The sequence below is a fragment of the Curtobacterium sp. MCSS17_005 genome, assembly GCF_003234225.2.
GTDB lineage: Bacteria > Actinomycetota > Actinomycetes > Actinomycetales > Microbacteriaceae > Curtobacterium > Curtobacterium flaccumfaciens.
Genome location: NZ_CP126258.1, coordinates 1,142,936 through 1,160,199 on the forward strand (window position 1 = coordinate 1,142,936; position 17,264 = coordinate 1,160,199).

The window sequence follows — 17,264 nt, forward strand, 5'->3', positions numbered from 1 at the left end:
CGACCCGGCCCGGACAGGCGACGTTACGCCTGCTGCTCCGCGAGCTCGATCTCGGTGACGGCGAGCTCGTCGCCGTCGACGAACGACAGGTTCTCGATGCGGCCGACGGCCGCCAGGTCGACCGCCGCGCGCTCGATGAGCACCCGCGTCTCGGCGGGTGCCGCGACGACCGCACGCGTCACGGGCGTCTTCTGCGAGGCCTTCGCCGCCGTCTTCGCCCCGCGGATCCCGATGAGCGCCTGCCCGACGGCCGCGAGCAGCCCGGTGGGGGCCGCGTCGGTCGGCAGGTCGGCAGCGGTCGGCCAGGAGGCCCGGTGCACGCTGGTGTCGTGGGTCCAGGCCCACACCTCTTCCGTCGCGTACGGGAGGAACGGTGCCAGCAGTCGGAGCAGCACGTCGATCGCGCCGCGCAGCGCCAGGACCGCGCTCGCCTGCGTCTCGTGCGTCGCGTCGGACGCGGTGCCGTAGGCGCGCTCCTTCACGAGCTCGAGGTAGTCGTCGCAGAACGTCCAGAAGAAGCGCTCGGTGATCTCGAGGGCACGGGCGTGGTCGAACCCGTCGAACGCCGCGGTGGCCTGCTCGACGACCGCACCGAGCTCGGCGAGCATGTCGACGTCGAGCGCCTCGGTGACGCTCGTGGCGCCCTCGGGCAGCGGGAAGCCGTAGACGAACTTCGCCGCGTTGAGCACCTTGATCGCCAGACGACGGCCGACCTTGATCTGCTTCGGGTTCTGCGGGTCGAACGCCGCGTCCGTGCCGAGCTTGGACGAGGCCGCCCAGTAGCGGACCGCGTCGGCGCCGTGCTGCTCGAGGATGGACAGCGGCGTGACGACGTTGCCCTTCGACTTCGACATCTTCTTGCGGTCGGGGTCGACGATGAAGCCGGAGATGGAGGCGTGCTTCCACGGCACCACGTCGGCCTCGAGCTGGCTGCGGAGCACGGTCGTGAACAGCCACGTGCGGATGATGTCCTGCGCCTGCGGGCGGACGTCGTACGGGTACACCAGGTCGTAGAGCGCCGGGTCGGTCTCCCACTTGCCCGCGAGCTGCGGGGTGAGCGACGAGGTGGCCCAGGTGTCCATGACGTCGAGCTCGCCCTGGAACCCGCCGGGCACGCCGCGCTGGTCCTCGGTGAAGCCGGGGGCGGGCTCGGAGGCCGGGTCGACGGGCAGCTGCGCCTCGGTCGGCACGATCGGCTGGTCGAACACCGGGTTGCCGTCGGCGTCGAGCGGGTACCAGACGGGCAGCGGCACGCCGAAGAAGCGCTGGCGCGAGATGAGCCAGTCGCCGGACAGGCCACCGACCCAGTTGTCGTAGCGGACCCGCATGAAGTCCGGGTGGAACGCGATCTCCTCGCCGCGCTGGCGGAGCGTGCTCTTCAGCTGCTCGTCGCGGGCACCGTTGACGATGTACCACTGGCGGGTCGACACGATCTCGAGGGGCTTGTCGCCCTTCTCGAAGAACTTCACCGGGTGCTGGATGGTCTTGACGTCACCGATCAGCTCGCCGGACTCGGTCAGGGCGTCGACGACGACCTTCTTGGCCGAGAACACGGTCTTGCCGGCCATCTCGGCGTAGAGCTCCTGGCCCGTCACCGACTCGATCCAGGCGGGCTCGTCGGAACGCACGCGTCCGTCGAAGCCGATGATCGCGCGGTTCGGCAGCTGCAGCTCGCGCCACCACACGACGTCGGTGGTGTCACCGAAGGTGCAGACCATCGCGATGCCGGCGCCCTTGTCCTTCTGCGCCAGGTGGTGTGCGAGCACCGGGACCTCGACGTCGAACAGGGGGGAGCGGACCGTGGTGCCGAAGAGGTCCTGGAACCGCTCGTCGTCCGGGTGGGCGACCAGGGCGACGCAGGCGGGCAGGAGCTCGGGGCGGGTGGTCTGGATGACGACGTCGTCGCCGCCGTCGGTGCGGTGGAAGGCGATGCCGTGGTACGCGCCGGGCATCTCCTTGTCCTCGAGCTCGGCCTGCGCGACCGCGGTGCGGAACGTGACGTCCCACAGGGTCGGGGCGTCGGCCTGGTAGGCCTCGCCGCGCTCGAGGTTGCGCAGGAACGCGCGCTGGGCGCTCGCCCGCGAGGTGTCGTCGATGGTGCGGTACGACTGGGTCCAGTCGACCGACAGGCCGAGCGTGCGGAAGAGCTCCTCGAACTGCTGCTCGTCCTGCACGGTCAGGCGCTCGCACAGCTCGATGAAGTTGCGGCGCGACACGGGCAGCTGGTCGGCGGCCTTCGAGGACTTGCCGTCCCCGCCCTCGAACGGCGGCGTGAACTCGGGGTCGTACGGCAGCGTCGGGTCGCAGCGGACGCCGTAGTAGTTCTGCACACGGCGCTCGGTGGGCAGACCGTTGTCGTCCCAGCCCATCGGGTAGAAGACGTGCTTGCCGCGCATGCGCTCGAACCGGGCCTTGAGGTCGGTGTGCGTGTACGAGAACACGTGCCCGATGTGCAGCGAGCCGGAGGCGGTGGGCGGCGGGGTGTCGATCGACCAGACGGCGTCGCGGTGACCGGCGGCGTCGCGGTCGAAGCGGTAGGTGCCGTCCTGTTCCCAGACCGGCCCCCAGACCTGCTCCAGTCCGTCGACGCTCGGCTTCTCGGGCATGGGCTTGGTCATGGGTGTGCCTTCCGTACGTGTGTGCGGCACCGAGTCCGTGATGAGGTGCCTGAGTGTTCCGCGCCTGACGCGCGGTGCCCCAATCGTAGCGGCCGCGCGCGGGCGCGCAGGCGGACGACCGGCCGCTCACGGCCATCGCCGATCGGCGCCTAGCACACCGAACTGTCGGACACGCCCGGAGCCTGCTAGTCTTCCTGGGTTTGTCCGGCGAGCGCAGGGTTCGCAGGAGCTGCAACGTCGCCGTCCGCCGGACGCCCGAAGGAAGCACCGCACCCCGGAGGAACGACTTGGCACCGAACAACGCACCCCACCCGCACGGCGATCGGCCGTTGCGCACGAAGGGCGCCGCGAAGCGCGCTCGTCGCGATCTGACGAAGGACGACGTCACCGTCGTCGAGGAGTCGCTGCTCAAGCGTGCCGTCGCGGCTGCCGCGCTCGGCAACGCCATGGAGTGGTTCGACTTCGGCATCTTCGCGTACCTGACGGTCACCATCTCGCAGGTGTTCCTGCCGCAGGGCGACCCGGCCGCGAACATCGTCGCCACGTTCGGCTTCTTCGCCGCCGCGTTCATCGTGCGCCCCATCGGCGGTGCCGTGTTCGGCCCGATCGGCGACAAGATCGGCCGCCAGAAGGTCCTCGCGCTGACGATGATCCTGATGGCCGCAGGCACGCTCATGATCGGCCTGATCCCGTCGTACGACACCATCGGCTTCTGGGCCCCGGTCCTGCTGCTCGTCGCCCGCTTCGTGCAGGGCTTCTCGACCGGTGGTGAGTACGGCGGCGCCGCGACCTTCATCGCCGAGTACTCGCCCGACAAGCGCCGCGGCTTCATGGGCTCGTGGCTCGAGTTCGGCACCCTCGCCGGCTACGTGCTCGGCGCCTCGATCGTCACCGGCCTGCAGTTCGGCCTCTCCGAGGACGCCCTGCTCAGCTGGGGCTGGCGCATCCCGTTCATCATCGCGGGCCCCCTCGGCCTGATCGGCCTCTACCTGCGCCTCAAGCTCGAGGAGACCCCGGCGTTCCAGAAGCAGCAGGAGCAGGCCGCCGAGCGCGAGGGCCAGAAGACCCCGTTCCTCAAGCTCTTCGCCGAGAACTGGCGCTCGCTCATCATCTGCATCGGCCTGGTCCTGGTCTTCAACGTGACCGACTACATGCTGCTGTCGTACATGCCGACCTACCTCGAGCAGAACCTCGGCCAGAACGCCACGTTCGGCCTGATCCTCATCGTCATCGTGATGCTGCTCATGATGGTCGTCATCACGTTCGGCGGTCGACTGTCCGACAAGTTCGGGCGTCGTCCGGTGCTCGCCGCCGGCTGCATCGGCTTCATCCTGCTGTCCTGGCCGGCCCTCAAGCTGGTCCAGACCGGCACCGGTGTCGGCGTCTTCGCCGGCCTGCTGATCCTCGGCGTCGTGCTGGTCACGTTCACCTCGACCATGCCGTCGACGCTGCCCGCGCTGTTCCCGACGATCATCCGTTACGGCGCCCTGGCGATCGCGTTCAACGTGTCGGTGTCGCTCTTCGGCGGCACCACCCCGCTCGCGACCGCCGCGCTCATCAACGCCGCGAAGGACGCCGGGTACGGCTGGGCCGAGGACATCCCCGCGTTCTACCTGATGCTCGCCGCCGTGATCGGCCTGGTCGCGGTGTACTTCACCAAGGAGACCGCCGCGAGCCCGCTCATGGGCTCGGGCCCGACGGTCGGCTCCGAGGACGAGATCGCCGGCGTCATCGAGGACTACAACGACCCGACGTCGGAGCTCGCGCAGTCCGACTGGGCGAAGGACTTCTCGACGAGCGAGATCCCGATCATCTCGGCCGACGCCCAGAAGGAACCCTCCGGTTCCTGACCACGGGGCCGCCCCGCGGCAACCCGGCCAGGAGGCCCAGTGCACGTTCCGTCACGGAACGCGCACCGGGCCTCCTGGCCGTTCCAGGTCCGTCGGTGACGGCACGCGCCCAGCGACAGTCCACGGGCACGAGCGCGCATGGACTGTCGCTCAGCCCGTGAGGTCGGCCGTCGCGTCGGCGGCGGGGCCCGCTGCCAGCCGCTCCGCGGCGTGCAGCAGCCGCGCGGTCACGGGGTGCGCCGGGCGCGCGAAGACCTCGGCGGCGGGGCCGTGCTCGACGACCGCGCCGCGGTGCACCACGAGGACGTCGTCCGCCATCCGCCCCACCGCCCGGAGGTCGTGCGACACGAACACCATCGCCACGCCGGTCTCGTCGCGGAGTCGTTCGAGCAGCCGCAGCACGGCGTCCTGCACCGTGGCGTCGAGGGCGGTCACCGGCTCGTCGAGCACGATCACCTCGGGGTCGGTCGCCAGCGCACGGGCGATCGCGAGCCGCTGGCGTTGCCCGCCGGACAGGGTGCGGGGGGAGCGGGAGCGCAGCACGGGGTCGAGGTCGACCTGCCGCAGTGCCGCGTCGACCCGTTCGCCGAGCGCACCGCGTGCCCGCCGTTCGTCACCGCGCGAGAACGCGTCGGCGAGGACCCGCTCGACGTTCCACCGTTCGTCGAACGTCGCGCCGGGGTCCTGCACGACGGCCGCGAGCCGGTGCCGTCGGGGGCGTCGCTCGCGTTCGGGCAGCGGGACCCAGGGTTCGTCGTCGAGCGTGACCGTGCCGGCGTCGGGCGTCTCGAGCCCGAGGAGCATCCGCGCGAGCGTCGTCTTGCCCGAGCCCGAGGCGCCGATCACCCCGAGCACCCGGCCGCGCTCGAGCGCGAACGACACGTCGTCCACCGCGAGCACCCCGCCGTAGCCGCGTGAGAGCCCATGCGCCGCGAGCACCCCCCTCGCACCGTGCGAAGTTGCCCGCTCGGTGCCGCGGCTGCCGATCGGCGCACGGTGCGGAGTCGTGCGGTCGGTGCGAGGTTGGCCGCTCGGTGCATCGTCAGAGGGCTGCACGGAGCCATCGACCTCGCACCGATCGGCAAGATCGGCACCGTGCGCCGGCGCGGGCGCAGCCGCGGCAGCACCGGCCGCGCGCACCAGTGCCCGGGTCGCGGGGTGCTGCGGCGCCGCGAAGACCTCGGCGACCGCACCCTGCTCGACGATCCGGCCCTCGTGCACGACGGCGACCCGGTCGGCCCACCCCGCGACGAGCCCCAGGTCGTGCGTGATGACGAGCAGTCCGGCACCCCGTGTCTGCGCCGCCCGCAGCTGTTGCATCACGGTGACGGCGACCCCGGCGTCGAGCGCCGTCGTCGGTTCGTCGGCGACCAGCAGCGCGGGGGACCCGACGGTGGCCGCGGCGATGAGGGCCCGCTGTCGCATCCCGCCCGACAGTGTTCCGGCGAGCCGGCCGTCGGTCGCGACGTCCGGGTCGAGGCCCACCGCGGCCAGGGCGCCGCGCACGGCGTCCACGCGCTCGGCCGCACGCATCCCGGTGTGCAGGCGGAGGCTGTCGGCGACCTCGCGCCCGACGGGGCGCAGCGGGTCCAACGCGCCCAGGGCCTCCTGGCCGACGTAGCCGACCCGCGACCCCCGCAGCCGGCGCCACCGCCGGTCCGTGTACCCGCCGACGTCGACGCCGTCGACCGCGAACACGTCGGCGTGCACGGCGGCGCCGGGCGCGGACAGGCCGAGCACGGCGCGGGCGGTGACGGTCTTGCCGGAGCCGGACGCCCCGACCAGGGCGACGCACTCGCCGGCGTCGACGCGCAGGTCGACACCGTGCACGATCGGGGTGCCGCCGATGGCGACGGTGAGCCCGCGGACGTCGAGGACGGCGCTCACCGCGCGGCCCCGGTCCGTCGGATCGCCCGGCCGAGCACGGTGACGGCGGTCGCGAGCACCACGATCGCGAGTCCGGGGAAGGTGCTCATCCAGGGCGCGGTCTGCAGGTAGGTGCGACCGTCGGCGAGCATCGCGCCCCACTCCGGCGCGGGCGGGGGCGTGCCGACGCCGAGGTAGCTCAGCGCCGAGGCCCACACGACCGCCTGCCCGACCCCGAGCGTGGCGACGGCGACGACGGGCCACAGCGCCGTCGGCAGCACGTGCCGGACCACGGTGCGGGCGGGGGAGCGGCCGAGCAGCACCGCCGTCTCGACCACCTGCGAACTCCGGGCGGCCCGGACCAGGCCGCGCACGATCCGGGCGTAGCCGGGAGCGGTCGCGAACCCGACCGCGAGCACCGCCGGCACCGGACCCGGACCGGTCACGGCGATGACGACGAGCGCGACGAGCAGCAGCGGCAGGGCGAACGCGACCTCGGTGACGCGGCCGATGACGGCGTCGAGCAGGCGTCCGAGTCTTCCGGCGCCGGCACCGAGCCCGGCGACGACGCCGAGCAGGACGCCGACGCCGCCGCCGATCAGGGTCGCGGCGACGCCGACGACGAGCGATGCCCGGGTCCCCGCGACCACGCGCGCCAGGACGTCGCGGCCGGACTCGTCGGTGCCGAACGGGTGCGCGCCGCTCGGCGCGGCCAGGGCATCTGCGGGGTGCACCGCGAGCGGGTCCCCGCCGCCGAGCAGGGCGGGCCAGGCCGCCGCCACGACGGCGACCAGGACGACCACCCCCGCGGCGATGCCGCCGGCGCCGAGCGTCCCCCCACGGACACGCTCGGTGCCGGCAGCGGTCTGGTGGCCGGGCGCTCCGGTCTGGAGGCCCGGGTCGGCGATCCCGCTCACCGCGCGCCCGCCGGACGGCCGGGCCCACGACGTCGCGCATCACCGGGGCGGGCGGCCGCGTTCCGTGCGGTGCTGCGCGGGTCGACGGCACGCTCGACCAGGTCGGCCACGGCCAGCACGACGACGTACGCGGCCGCCGACACCATCGCGATGCCGGCGACGAGCGGCATGTCCCGCTGGGTGACGGCGGTGACCAGGGCACGGCCGATGCCGGGCAGGGCGAACACGGACTCCACGACCACGGCTCCGGAGACGAGCGACCCGAAGGCCCACGCGGACAGCGCGATCCCGGGCAGGGCGGCGTGCCGGAGCAGGTGCCGTCCGAACAGCCCGAGGCGGGTCTCGCCCCGGCCCCGGGCGGCGAGTGCGAAGGCGGAGCGCTGCGCGTCGACCACGCCGTCGCGCACGGTCTCGGCCAGGTACCCGGCGACCGGCACGGCCACGGTCAGCACCGGGAGCACCCAGCCGCGCGCGGTGCCGTCACTGACCGCCGGCACCCACCCCAGGGACGTGGCGAACACCACGATGAGCACGCTGCCGAGCCAGAAGTGCGGCATCACGCTCGCGGTGACGCTCAGGGCGCTGGTGAGCCCGGCGGCGATCCGGCCGCGCTGCGTCGAGGCCCACGCGGCGACGATCGCCAGCACCCAGGCGACGACGAGGCCGGCGACCGCGAGCGTCAGCGTGACGGGCAGCTGCTGGGCGAGGAGCGTCGCGACCGGGGTGCGGAAGGCGTACGAGTCCCCGAGCTGGCCGGTCGCCAAACGTCCGAGGAACACCGCGTACTGCACCAGGACCGGCTGGTCGAGGCCGTACTCGTGGCGGACCTGGGCGACGGCCTCGGCCGAGGCCTGCGAGCCCGGTCCGCCGAGGATCGCGAGCGCCGGGTCACCGGGAATGAGCCGGATCGCGACGAAGACGATCGTCGCGACGGCCCAGAGCACGCCGATGCCCCCGGCGAACCGCCGGAGGGCCCACCAGACCCACCGCATCCGTGTCAGCGGTCGATCCAGGCGGTGCCGAACCAGGGCGTCGAGACCGGGGTCGTCCGGATGCCGTGCACGGCCGAGCGCACCAGGAAGTGGTTCTGCTGGTCGTACAGGGGGAGCACGGTGTCGCTCGCCAGGATCGCTTTCTGGGCCTGCTCGTACAGGTCGGCGCGCTCGTCGGCGTCCGAGGTGCCGGCGGCCTGCTCGAGCAGCCGGTCGACGGCGGGGTCGTCGAGCTGGGCGAGGTTCGCGAAGTAGCCGGACGGTGCCGGTTCGATGCTCGCGCTGTCGTACAGGATGCGCAGGACGTCGGGGCCGACCTTCGTGTACGGGGCGCTGACGACGTCGTACTCGTTCGCGGCGAGGGCGGCGTACCAGCTGGACAGATCGAGTTCGTCGAGGACGACCTTGAACCCGACGGCTTTCTCGGACGCCTGGATCTGCTGGAACAGGCTGCGCTCGGCCGGCACCGACTGGTTCGTCGAGACGGGGAACGTCACGGTGAGCTGCTGACCGTCCTTCTCGCGGATGCCGTCCGACCCGACCTTCCACCCGGCGTCGTCGAGGAGCTGCTTCGCCCTGGACGGCGAGTAGTCGAACCGGCTCTTCTCGGAGTACGCGAGCGGCTCAGCGCTCGAGAGCACCGAGTACGAGCGCTTCGCAGTGCCGAGGAACAACGACTGCAGGCCGGGGTCGATCTCGGCGCCGGCGATGAAGGCCTGGCGCACCGCTTCGTCGCGGAACACCCCGTGCCCGGAGTTCAGCTCGAGCCGGTTCGAGGCGCCGGGGCGCGGGGCGTCGAGGTCGCGGATGGCGCCCTTCGCCGACGCGGCCTTGAGCTGGTCGGGCTGGGCGTTGTCGATCACGTCGACCTGACCGGACTGCAGCGCGGCGTAGCGCGAGGTCGAGTCCGGCAGGAACCGCCACGTGATGCCGGACAGGCGCGGCTTCGTCTTCCCCCAGTAGTCGGTGTTCTTCGTCAGGGTGACGCGGTCGCCGTGCTTCCAGCCGGTGACCTCGAAGGGGCCGGTGCCGACGGGGGACTCGCAGTTCGTCGCCTGCTTCCGTTCGAGTGCCTTCGGGGACTCCATGCCCACCCAGGGCTGCGAGAAGGACTCGAGCAGCGCGCTGTCCGGCCGGCTCAGCGTCAGCGTGACGGTGTGCTCGTCGGTGGCGGTCGCCTTCGTGATGGACTGCAGCGCCAGGTAGCCGGTGCTCGAGGCGGTGGCCGGGTCCTGCACGTGCTCGATGTTCGCGACGACCGCGGCGGCGTCGAACGGGGTGCCGTCGGTGAAGGAGACGTCGTCGCGCAGGGTGAACGTCAGGGTCATCCCGTCGTCGCTCGTGGTCCACTTCGTCGCGAGCTCCGGCGTGGGCTTGCCGTCCTCGAGCCCGACGAGCTCCTCGATGTACTGCGTCGCCAGGAGTGCCTGCGGGTAGTTGCCGCCGACGTGCGGGTCGAGGCAGGTCGGTTCGGCGTCGCCGGAGGCGTAGGTGAGCGTGCCGCCCGCGACCGGGGTGCTGCTCCCGGTGCTCGGGCCCGGTCCGCTGCAGGCAGCCAGGACGAGCAGGACCGCCGAGGCGCCCGCGACGGCGGCGAGGGTTTTCTGTACTGAGTCCAAGATCATGGCTGACCGAGTCTAGCGGTTTACTGGGGCCCATGGACGAACCGATCCGCCGCGGTGGCCGACCCCGACGCTCGAGCGCCGAGGTGCTCGCGGACGCCGCCGCCGAGCTCTTCCTCGAGCAGGGGTACGGACGCACCACGGTCGACCAGATCGCCGCCCGCGCCGGGGTCAGCCGCGCGACGTTCTTCAACTACTTCCCGGCGAAGGCCGACGTGATGTGGCTCGAACTCGACGCCGCCGTCGCCCGGCTGCCCGGATACCTCGCCGCCTCGACCGAGCCGAGCGTCGTCCGGGCCGTCGAACAGGCGCTCCTCGCGGCAGCCCGTGCCCACGACCCCGAGCGGGTGCCGTGGGCCGTCGCGCAGGCCGAGGTGATGGGCATCGGGCCCGAGCTGGTGGCGGGCGTCGCGGTCCGGGTGACGGCGCAGCACGAGGCCGTCGCCGCCTTCGTCGCGGGCCGCACGGGGGAGCAGCCGCGCTCGCTCTGGCCGCAGACGGTGTCCGGCGCGATGCTCGGGGCCGCCGCCGCGGCGTTCGGGGTGTGGGTCACCGACGGGGTCGGCCGCCGTGCGCTCGTCGAGTACGTCGCGGCGGCGCTCACCCCGGTGGTCGCGGGCCTCGACGCCCGCTGACGCCGTCGTCCTGCGGTCGTGCCCGGGGAGGTGGTCGTGACCGACGGTGGGTCTGGAGGCTCGTGGCGGTCTGGCACCGCGCCTCCCGTCCGCCGGTCGGTCGCTCACAGAACACGCCGGCGTCCTTGCAAGACGCCGCGCAGCTCGCGAGACGCCGCCACATTCGGCGGTGTGTTGGCAACCTGGCGGCGTCTTCGGAACACGACGGCGTGTCTCAGACAAGCCACGCGGCAACGACACGGCGAGCGCTCACTCCGTGCGCAGGGTCCCCGCCCCACCGGATGCCACATCCGAAGCCGTGCCGTCCCGCACGACCTCGGGCACGTCGCCGTCGGTCGGCACCAGCGACTCGTCGCCCGGGTAGCTCAGGGTGAGGACGGCCTCCTCGATGTACGGGCTGTCCTCGAGCGACTTCTCCACGTCGCGCAACCGGACCGCCACGTGCTCCTCGGTCTCGTTGCCCGTCAGGTCGACGGCCGCGACGAGGTACACCCGCGACGGCCCCACGAACTCCAGGTGCAGGTAGGTGACCCGCTCGACCTGCGACCGGCCCAGCAGCTCGACGAGCACGGCGTTCTCGAGCTCGGGGGACGTGCTCTCGCCGAGCAGGAACCGGCGGTTGCGGTCGATCAGGACGATCGCGACGACCCCGAGCAGCACGCCGATCGCGATGGAGCCGAGTGCGTCGAAGACCGCCAGCCCGGTGACCTGGTGCAGGAACACCCCGAGGAACGCCACGACCAGGCCGATCAGCGCCGCCGCGTCCTCGGCGAACACCGCACGGAGCGTCGGGTTCGACGACTGCAGCACGTGCCGCAGCACCGGTACCTTGCGCTTGGTCGCGGCACCGTGCGCCTGCCGGTACGCCTGCAGGAAGCTCGTGCCCTCGAGCAGGAACGCGACCCCGAGCACGACGTAGTTGAGGACGACGTCCTCGGCCGGCCCGGTGTCCCCGAACTCCGAGATGCCGTGGTAGATCGACACGATCGCACCGGCCGTGAACAGGCCGAACGCGGCGAACATCGACCAGATGTACGTCTCGCGTCCGTACCCGAGCGGGTGCGCGGTGTCCCGCTTCTTGCCGCCCCGTCGTTCCGCGACGAGCAGGAAGACCTCGTTGCCGGTGTCCGCCCAGGAGTGCGCCGCCTCGGCCACCATCGAGGCCGAACCCGAGACGAGCGAGGCGACGGTCTTCGCGATCGCGACGAGCAGGTTCGCCCCGAACGCGATCAGGACGGTGACGAGTGACTCGGGGCGTTCTTCTGCGGGCATCACTCAAGCATGCTCCCGTCCGGTAAAGTCGTGTTCCAAGAGCGTCGATCCGGCCATCACCGGGGAGCTTCCGGAAGAACGCGGAGCGCACCAGCGGCTCCGTCAGTAGAACCGGGCGGGTTCGGGACCGTCACCACCCCCGACACAGAGTGGTCGCACAGCGCACGTTGGGCGGCAAACGAGGTGGTACCGCGGAACCTGTTTCCGTCCTCGTGGAGATCGAGCGAACCCACAAGGAGTCCCGGTGCCGTACCCGTTGAACGCCGATGCCGATGGCGTCGTCCCCTCGCCGAGCTTCCCCGCCGTCGAGCGGGGCATCCTCGCCTTCTGGAAGCGCGACGACACGTTCCAGGCGTCCATCGACGCGCGACAGGGCTGCCCGGAGTGGACCTTCTACGACGGCCCGCCCTTCGCCAACGGCCTGCCGCACTACGGGCACCTGCTGACCGGCTACGCCAAGGACGTCTTCCCGCGCTACCAGACCATGCGCGGCAAGCAGGTGCACCGCCGCTTCGGCTGGGACACCCACGGCCTGCCCGCCGAGCTCGAGGCGATGCGCCAGCTCGGCATCACCGAGAAGCACGAGATCGACGCCATGGGCATCGACGTCTTCAACGCCGCCGCCAAGAAGTCCGTGCTGCAGTACACCGACGAGTGGCAGGAGTACGTCACCCGCCAGGCGCGCTGGGTCGACTTCGAGGACGACTACAAGACCCTCGACGTCACCTTCATGGAGAGCGTGCTCTGGGCGTGGAAGCAGCTCTGGGACAAGGGCCTCGCCTACGAGGGCTTCCGGGTCCTGCCGTACTGCTGGAACGACCAGACGCCGCTGTCCAACCACGAGCTCCGCATGGACGACGACGTCTACAAGATGCGCCAGGACCAGTCCGTCACCGTCTCCTTCCCGCTGCACGGCGACCGCGCTTCCGCGCTCGACCTGACCGGTGTGCGGGCACTCGCCTGGACGACGACCCCCTGGACCCTCCCGACGAACGCCGCCCTCGCGGTCGGTCCGGAGATCGCGTACGCGGTCGTCCCGGCAGGGCCTGGAGGCGCCGCTGACGGTGGCGACGCCGGTTCCGCCTCGTACCTCCTCGCGTCCGACACCGTGGCCGCGCACGCGAAGGAGCTCGGCTACGCCTCGGGTGACGAGGCGCTCGCCGCCGTCGCGCGCACGCTGTCGGGCGCCGAGCTCGACGGCGTCGAGTACGAGCGTCTGTTCGACCACCTGGCCGACCAGGAAGGCTACGAGAACGCGTGGCGTGTGCTGGTCGCCGAGTACGTCGAGACCGGTGAGGGCACCGGCATCGTGCACCAGGCCCCGGCCTACGGTGCCGACGACCAAGAGGTCTGCGCTGCCGCCGGCATCCCCGTGGTGCTGTCCCTCGACGAGGGCGGCGTCTTCACGTCGCAGTTCGGCGAGGTCGCCGGCATGCTCTGGTCGGACGCGAACAAGCCACTGACCAAGGCCGTCCGCGACGCCGGGCGACTGCTCCGCCAGGCGTCCTACGAGCACAGCTACCCGCACTGCTGGCGGTGCCGGAAGCCCCTCATCTACAAGGCCGTCTCGTCGTGGTTCGTCCGCGTCACCGAGCTCCGTGACCGCATGGGCCAGCTCAACCAGGACATCAACTGGGTGCCGGACAACGTCAAGGACGGCCAGTTCGGCAAGTGGGTGGGCAACGCCATCGACTGGTCGGTCTCGCGCAACCGCTACTTCGGCACGCCGATCCCGGTGTGGCAGTCCGACGACCCCGAGTACCCGCGCACCGACGTGTACGGCTCGCTCGCCGACATCGAGCGCGACTTCGGTCGACTGCCGGTGAACGCCGAGGGCGAAGTGGACCTGCACCGGCCGTTCATCGACGACCTGACGCGGCCGAACCCCGACGACCCCACGGGCAACTCGACGATGCGCCGGATCACCGACGTGTTCGACGTGTGGTTCGACTCCGGGTCGATGCCGTACGCCCAGGTGCACTACCCGTTCGAGAACGCTGCGTGGTTCGAGTCGCACAGCCCGGCCGACTTCATCGTCGAGTACATCGGGCAGACGCGCGGTTGGTTCTACGTCATGCACGTGCTCTCCACCGCGCTGTTCGACCGGCCGGCGTTCCAGAACGTCATCAGCCACGGCATCGTCCTCGGCTCGGACGGCCAGAAGATGTCGAAGTCGCTCCGGAACTACCCGGACGTCTCCGAGGTCTTCGACCGCGACGGCGCCGACGCCATGCGCTGGTTCCTGATGTCCTCGTCGGTGATCCGCGGCGGCAACCTCGTCGTCACCGAAGAGGGCATCCGCCAGGGCGTCCGCGAGTTCATGCTGCCGCTGTGGTCGACGTACTACTTCTTCACCCTGTACGCGAACGCCTCGGGTCCCGACGGCTACCGGGCCCAGCGCCGGACCGACTCGACCGATGTGCTCGACCGGTACCTGCTCGCGAAGACCCGGGTCCTCGTCACCGACGTCCGGACGCACCTCGACGCGCTCGACACCCCGCTCGCGGCCCAGGCCGTCCGCGACTTCGCCGACGTGCTGACGAACTGGTACGTCCGCCGCTCGCGTGACAAGTTCTGGACCGGGGCCGACGCGGACGCCGGGGCCGAGACCCGTGCGGCGTTCGACACGCTGTACACCGTGCTGGAGACCCTGACCCGTGTGGCGGCCCCGCTCGCGCCGCTCGTCACCGAGGAGATCTGGAAGGGCCTGACCGGCGGACGCAGCGTTCACCTGACGGACTTCCCGGACCCCGACGAGTTCCCCGCCGACGACGCCCTCGTCGACGCGATGGACCGCGTGCGCGACGTCGCCTCGAAGGGTCTGGCGCTCCGCAAGGCCACCGCCAAGCGCGTCCGCCTGCCCCTCGCCACGCTGACCCTGGTGGTGCCGGACCCGGCCGCGGTCGAACCGTTCGCCGACATCCTGCGCGACGAGCTCAACGTCAAGCGCGTGGTGCTCGAGGCCCAGGCGGAAGAGTCGCTGGCGCAGTACGGCATCGAGCGGAAGCTCACCGTGAACGCCCGCGTCGCCGGGCCCCGCATCGGCAAGCAGGTGCAGCAGGTGATCCCGGCCGCCAAGAAGGGCGACTGGACCGCGACCGACTCCGGCGTGACCGTCGGTGGCGTCGACCTGATCGAGGGCGAGTACTCGCTCGACCTCACCGTGGCCGACGCCTCGGTGGCCGTGGCGTTCCTCGACGAGGGCGGTTTCGTGGTGCTCGACACCGTGACCACGCCCGAGCTCGAGGCCGAAGGGCTGGCCCGCGACGTCGTCCGCGCCGTCCAGCAGGCCCGCCGCGACGCCGACCTCGACGTCAGCGACCGCATCGCCCTGACCCTGCGGGTGGACGACACGGCCGACGGCGCGGTCCGCACGCACCAGGAGCTCATCGCGGGGGAGACCCTGGCGACGAGCGTCGAGATCGAGCCCCTCGGGGCGGACGACACCACCACCGACGTCGGTGACGGTGCGAAGGTATCCGTGGAGGTAGCACGCGCATGAGTGACCACGACCAGTACGACGACCACGAGGTGAACGAGGAGTTCGTCGGACACGACGAGCTCGACGGTCACGGTGTTGATGGGCGCGACGAGGACGGCATCCGGATCCCGGTCGGCCCCTCCGGTGACGCTCCGACCGACGCCGTGCCCTACGGCGGCGACGACGACGAGGTCCGGCGCGTCGAGGCCGCCCTGTACGCCCGCATCGGCGAACAGGCCCCCGAGCGTCGACTGACCGCCACCCGCCGCGCCGTCGAGCTGCTCGGCGACCCGCACCTGGCGTACCCGGTGATCCACGTGACGGGCACGAACGGCAAGACGTCGACCGCGCGCACCATCGAGAGCATCGTCCGGGCCCACGGTCTGCGCACCGGTCTGATGACGAGCCCGCACCTGGTGTCGATCCGGGAACGCATCGTGGTCGACGGCCAGCCCATCGCGGCGGACCGGTTCGTCGAGAACTGGGACGACATCGCCCCGGTGCTCGAGATCACCGACCGTGAGCTCGCCGACAAGGGCGAACTCCCGCTGACCTTCTTCGAGGCGCTCACCGTGCTCGCCCTGGCGTGCTTCGCCGAGGCGCCGGTGGACGTCGCCGTGATCGAGGTCGGGATGGGCGGCGAGTGGGACTCCACCAACGTCGTGCAGAGCCAGGTCTCGGTGTTCACGCCGATCGCCATCGACCACGCGAAGCAGCTCGGCGCCACCGTGGCCGAGATCGCCCGCACCAAGTCGGGCATCGTCAAGCCGTCGTCCGCCGTGGTGTCGAGCCGGCAGGTCCCCGAGGCCCTCGCCGAACTCGAGCGCGCCGCCGAGCTCACCGAGTCCACCCTGGCCGTCGAGGGCATGGGCCCCTTCGAGCCGGTCACTGACCGTCGCGGAGCGGCGGGCAGTCCGAGCTTGCAGGGAGGGTTCAGCGTCGTCGACGTCACCCCGGCCGTGGGCGGACAGCTCATCACCGTGCAGGGCATCGCCGGCCGCTACGACGACCTGTTCCTGCCGCTGTTCGGTCGGCACCAGGCCGAGAACGCCGCCGTGGCGATCGCGGCGGTCGAGTCGTTCCTCGGCCGCGGGGCCCAGGCCCTCGACGAGGACGTCCTGTCCGAGGGCATCGCCGGCACGACCAGCCCCGGTCGCCTGCAGCCCATCGCGACCGACCCGACCGTCGTCGTCGACGCCGCGCACAACCCGCACGGTGCGAAGGCCCTGGCCGAGGCGCTGCCGGTGGCGTTCCCCTCCGAGCACGTCGTCGGCGTCGTCGGGATCCTCGGCGACAAGGACGCCCGCGGGTTCGTCCGCGCGCTCAAGGACACCGTCGCCACGTTCGTCGTGACGCAGCCGCCGGGGGAGCGTGCGCTCGACGCGGACGAGTTCGCCCGTGTCGTCGTCGACGAGGTCGGCGAGGACCGCGTCGTCGTCGAGCCGTCCCTGGCATCCGCACTGCAGGAAGCGCGCAGTCTGGCCGACGAGGCGGACGCCGAGGACGCCCTCGTGCTCGTCGCGGGCTCCATCGTGATGGTGGGCGCGGTCATGGACCTCGTGCACCGCGAAGGCGAGGCGAAGTGACGGACGCACCAGGGGCCTCCCGGCCGGGCCGCGCACCGCGCACCCGGAAGCCGCGCCGCGAACGCGGGGCGCAGGAGAGCCTGCTCTCGATCACGCTGGTGCTCGAGGCGATCATGTTCTTCTTCCCCATGCTCGTCGTCTTCGGCAAGGGCACGCTGCCGCCCGCCGCGGCCTTCGGTGGCGGCATCGGCGCGATCATCGTCCTCGCAGCTGCCTCACGTCTGACGGGCAACCGGGCCGGTGTATGGTTCGGGTGGCTGCTGCAGGCGGCCATCCTCGCCACCGGGTTCATCGAACCGTTCATGTTCGCGGTCGCCGTGGTGTTCCTGGCGCTGTGGGTCTTCTGCTTCGTCAAGGGCGGTCAACTGGACCGTCAGAACGCCGCGCGCCGAGCGGCCATGGGCGAGGACTGACCACCACATTCG

The 17,264-nt window shown here is 71.7% G+C and carries 11 protein-coding genes; 5 read left to right on the forward strand and 6 right to left on the reverse strand.

Annotation, left to right across the window (positions count from 1 at the left end; all coding sequences use genetic code 11):
* Positions 1-23: 23 nt before the first annotated feature.
* The gene (gene valS, locus DEJ20_RS05610) at positions 24-2,618 is read right to left on the reverse strand and encodes a valine--tRNA ligase (RefSeq protein WP_258377158.1); all 2,595 of its coding nucleotides are present in this window, start codon (positions 2,616-2,618) and stop codon (positions 24-26) included.
* Between the two features lie 287 nt (positions 2,619-2,905).
* On the opposite strand from valS, the gene proP reads away from it, so the two are divergent.
* Positions 2,906-4,468 (forward strand): glycine betaine/L-proline transporter ProP, encoded by a 1,563-nt coding sequence (proP, locus tag DEJ20_RS05615; RefSeq protein WP_246552629.1) that lies wholly within the window; start codon positions 2,906-2,908, stop codon positions 4,466-4,468.
* A gap of 150 nt (positions 4,469-4,618) precedes the next feature.
* On the opposite strand, the gene DEJ20_RS05620 is transcribed toward proP, so the two are convergent.
* Genes DEJ20_RS05620 through DEJ20_RS05635 form a run of 4 tightly spaced genes read right to left on the reverse strand, consistent with a single transcriptional unit; the run spans position 4,619 to position 9,868 of the window.
* Entirely contained in the window at positions 4,619-6,355 is a 1,737-nt protein-coding gene (locus DEJ20_RS05620) for an ATP-binding cassette domain-containing protein (RefSeq protein ID WP_111235300.1), read from the reverse strand.
* Positions 6,352-7,251: an ABC transporter permease gene (locus tag DEJ20_RS05625; RefSeq protein WP_111224125.1), complete on the reverse strand. Its 900-nt coding sequence runs from the start codon at positions 7,249-7,251 to the stop codon at positions 6,352-6,354. The genes DEJ20_RS05620 and DEJ20_RS05625 overlap by 4 nt, the downstream gene beginning before the upstream one ends.
* Positions 7,248-8,243 (reverse strand): ABC transporter permease, encoded by a 996-nt coding sequence (locus DEJ20_RS05630; RefSeq protein ID WP_111235299.1) that lies wholly within the window; start codon positions 8,241-8,243, stop codon positions 7,248-7,250. Before DEJ20_RS05630 ends, DEJ20_RS05625 begins: the two co-directional genes overlap by 4 nt.
* A 5-nt stretch (positions 8,244-8,248) precedes the next feature.
* Positions 8,249-9,868 (reverse strand): ABC transporter substrate-binding protein, encoded by a 1,620-nt coding sequence (locus tag DEJ20_RS05635; RefSeq protein ID WP_111235298.1) that lies wholly within the window; start codon positions 9,866-9,868, stop codon positions 8,249-8,251.
* Positions 9,869-9,900: 32 nt separating this feature from the next.
* On the opposite strand from DEJ20_RS05635, the gene DEJ20_RS05640 reads away from it, so the two are divergent.
* The gene (locus DEJ20_RS05640) at positions 9,901-10,500 is read left to right on the forward strand and encodes an acyl-CoA-like ligand-binding transcription factor (protein WP_111235297.1); all 600 of its coding nucleotides are present in this window, start codon (positions 9,901-9,903) and stop codon (positions 10,498-10,500) included.
* A 249-nt stretch (positions 10,501-10,749) separates the two neighbouring features.
* On the opposite strand, the gene DEJ20_RS05645 is transcribed toward DEJ20_RS05640, so the two are convergent.
* A complete protein-coding gene (locus DEJ20_RS05645) occupies positions 10,750-11,772 on the reverse strand; it encodes a cation diffusion facilitator family transporter (protein ID WP_111235296.1) in 1,023 nt (340 codons plus the stop codon).
* 244 nt (positions 11,773-12,016) lie between these two features.
* Here DEJ20_RS05645 and ileS point away from each other — a divergent pair, with 244 nt between their 5' ends.
* The 3 genes from ileS to DEJ20_RS05660 are packed head-to-tail and all read left to right on the forward strand — an operon-like array spanning position 12,017 to position 17,252.
* A complete protein-coding gene (gene ileS, locus DEJ20_RS05650) occupies positions 12,017-15,274 on the forward strand; it encodes an isoleucine--tRNA ligase (protein ID WP_111235295.1) in 3,258 nt (1,085 codons plus the stop codon).
* Complete coding sequence (locus DEJ20_RS05655; RefSeq protein ID WP_181431541.1) at positions 15,271-16,839, forward strand: bifunctional folylpolyglutamate synthase/dihydrofolate synthase; 1,569 nt, start codon at positions 15,271-15,273, stop codon at positions 16,837-16,839. Before ileS ends, DEJ20_RS05655 begins: the two co-directional genes overlap by 4 nt.
* Positions 16,836-17,252: a DUF4233 domain-containing protein gene (locus DEJ20_RS05660; RefSeq protein ID WP_111234005.1), complete on the forward strand. Its 417-nt coding sequence runs from the start codon at positions 16,836-16,838 to the stop codon at positions 17,250-17,252. The genes DEJ20_RS05655 and DEJ20_RS05660 overlap by 4 nt, the downstream gene beginning before the upstream one ends.
* The last annotated feature ends 12 nt before the right edge of the window (positions 17,253-17,264 follow it).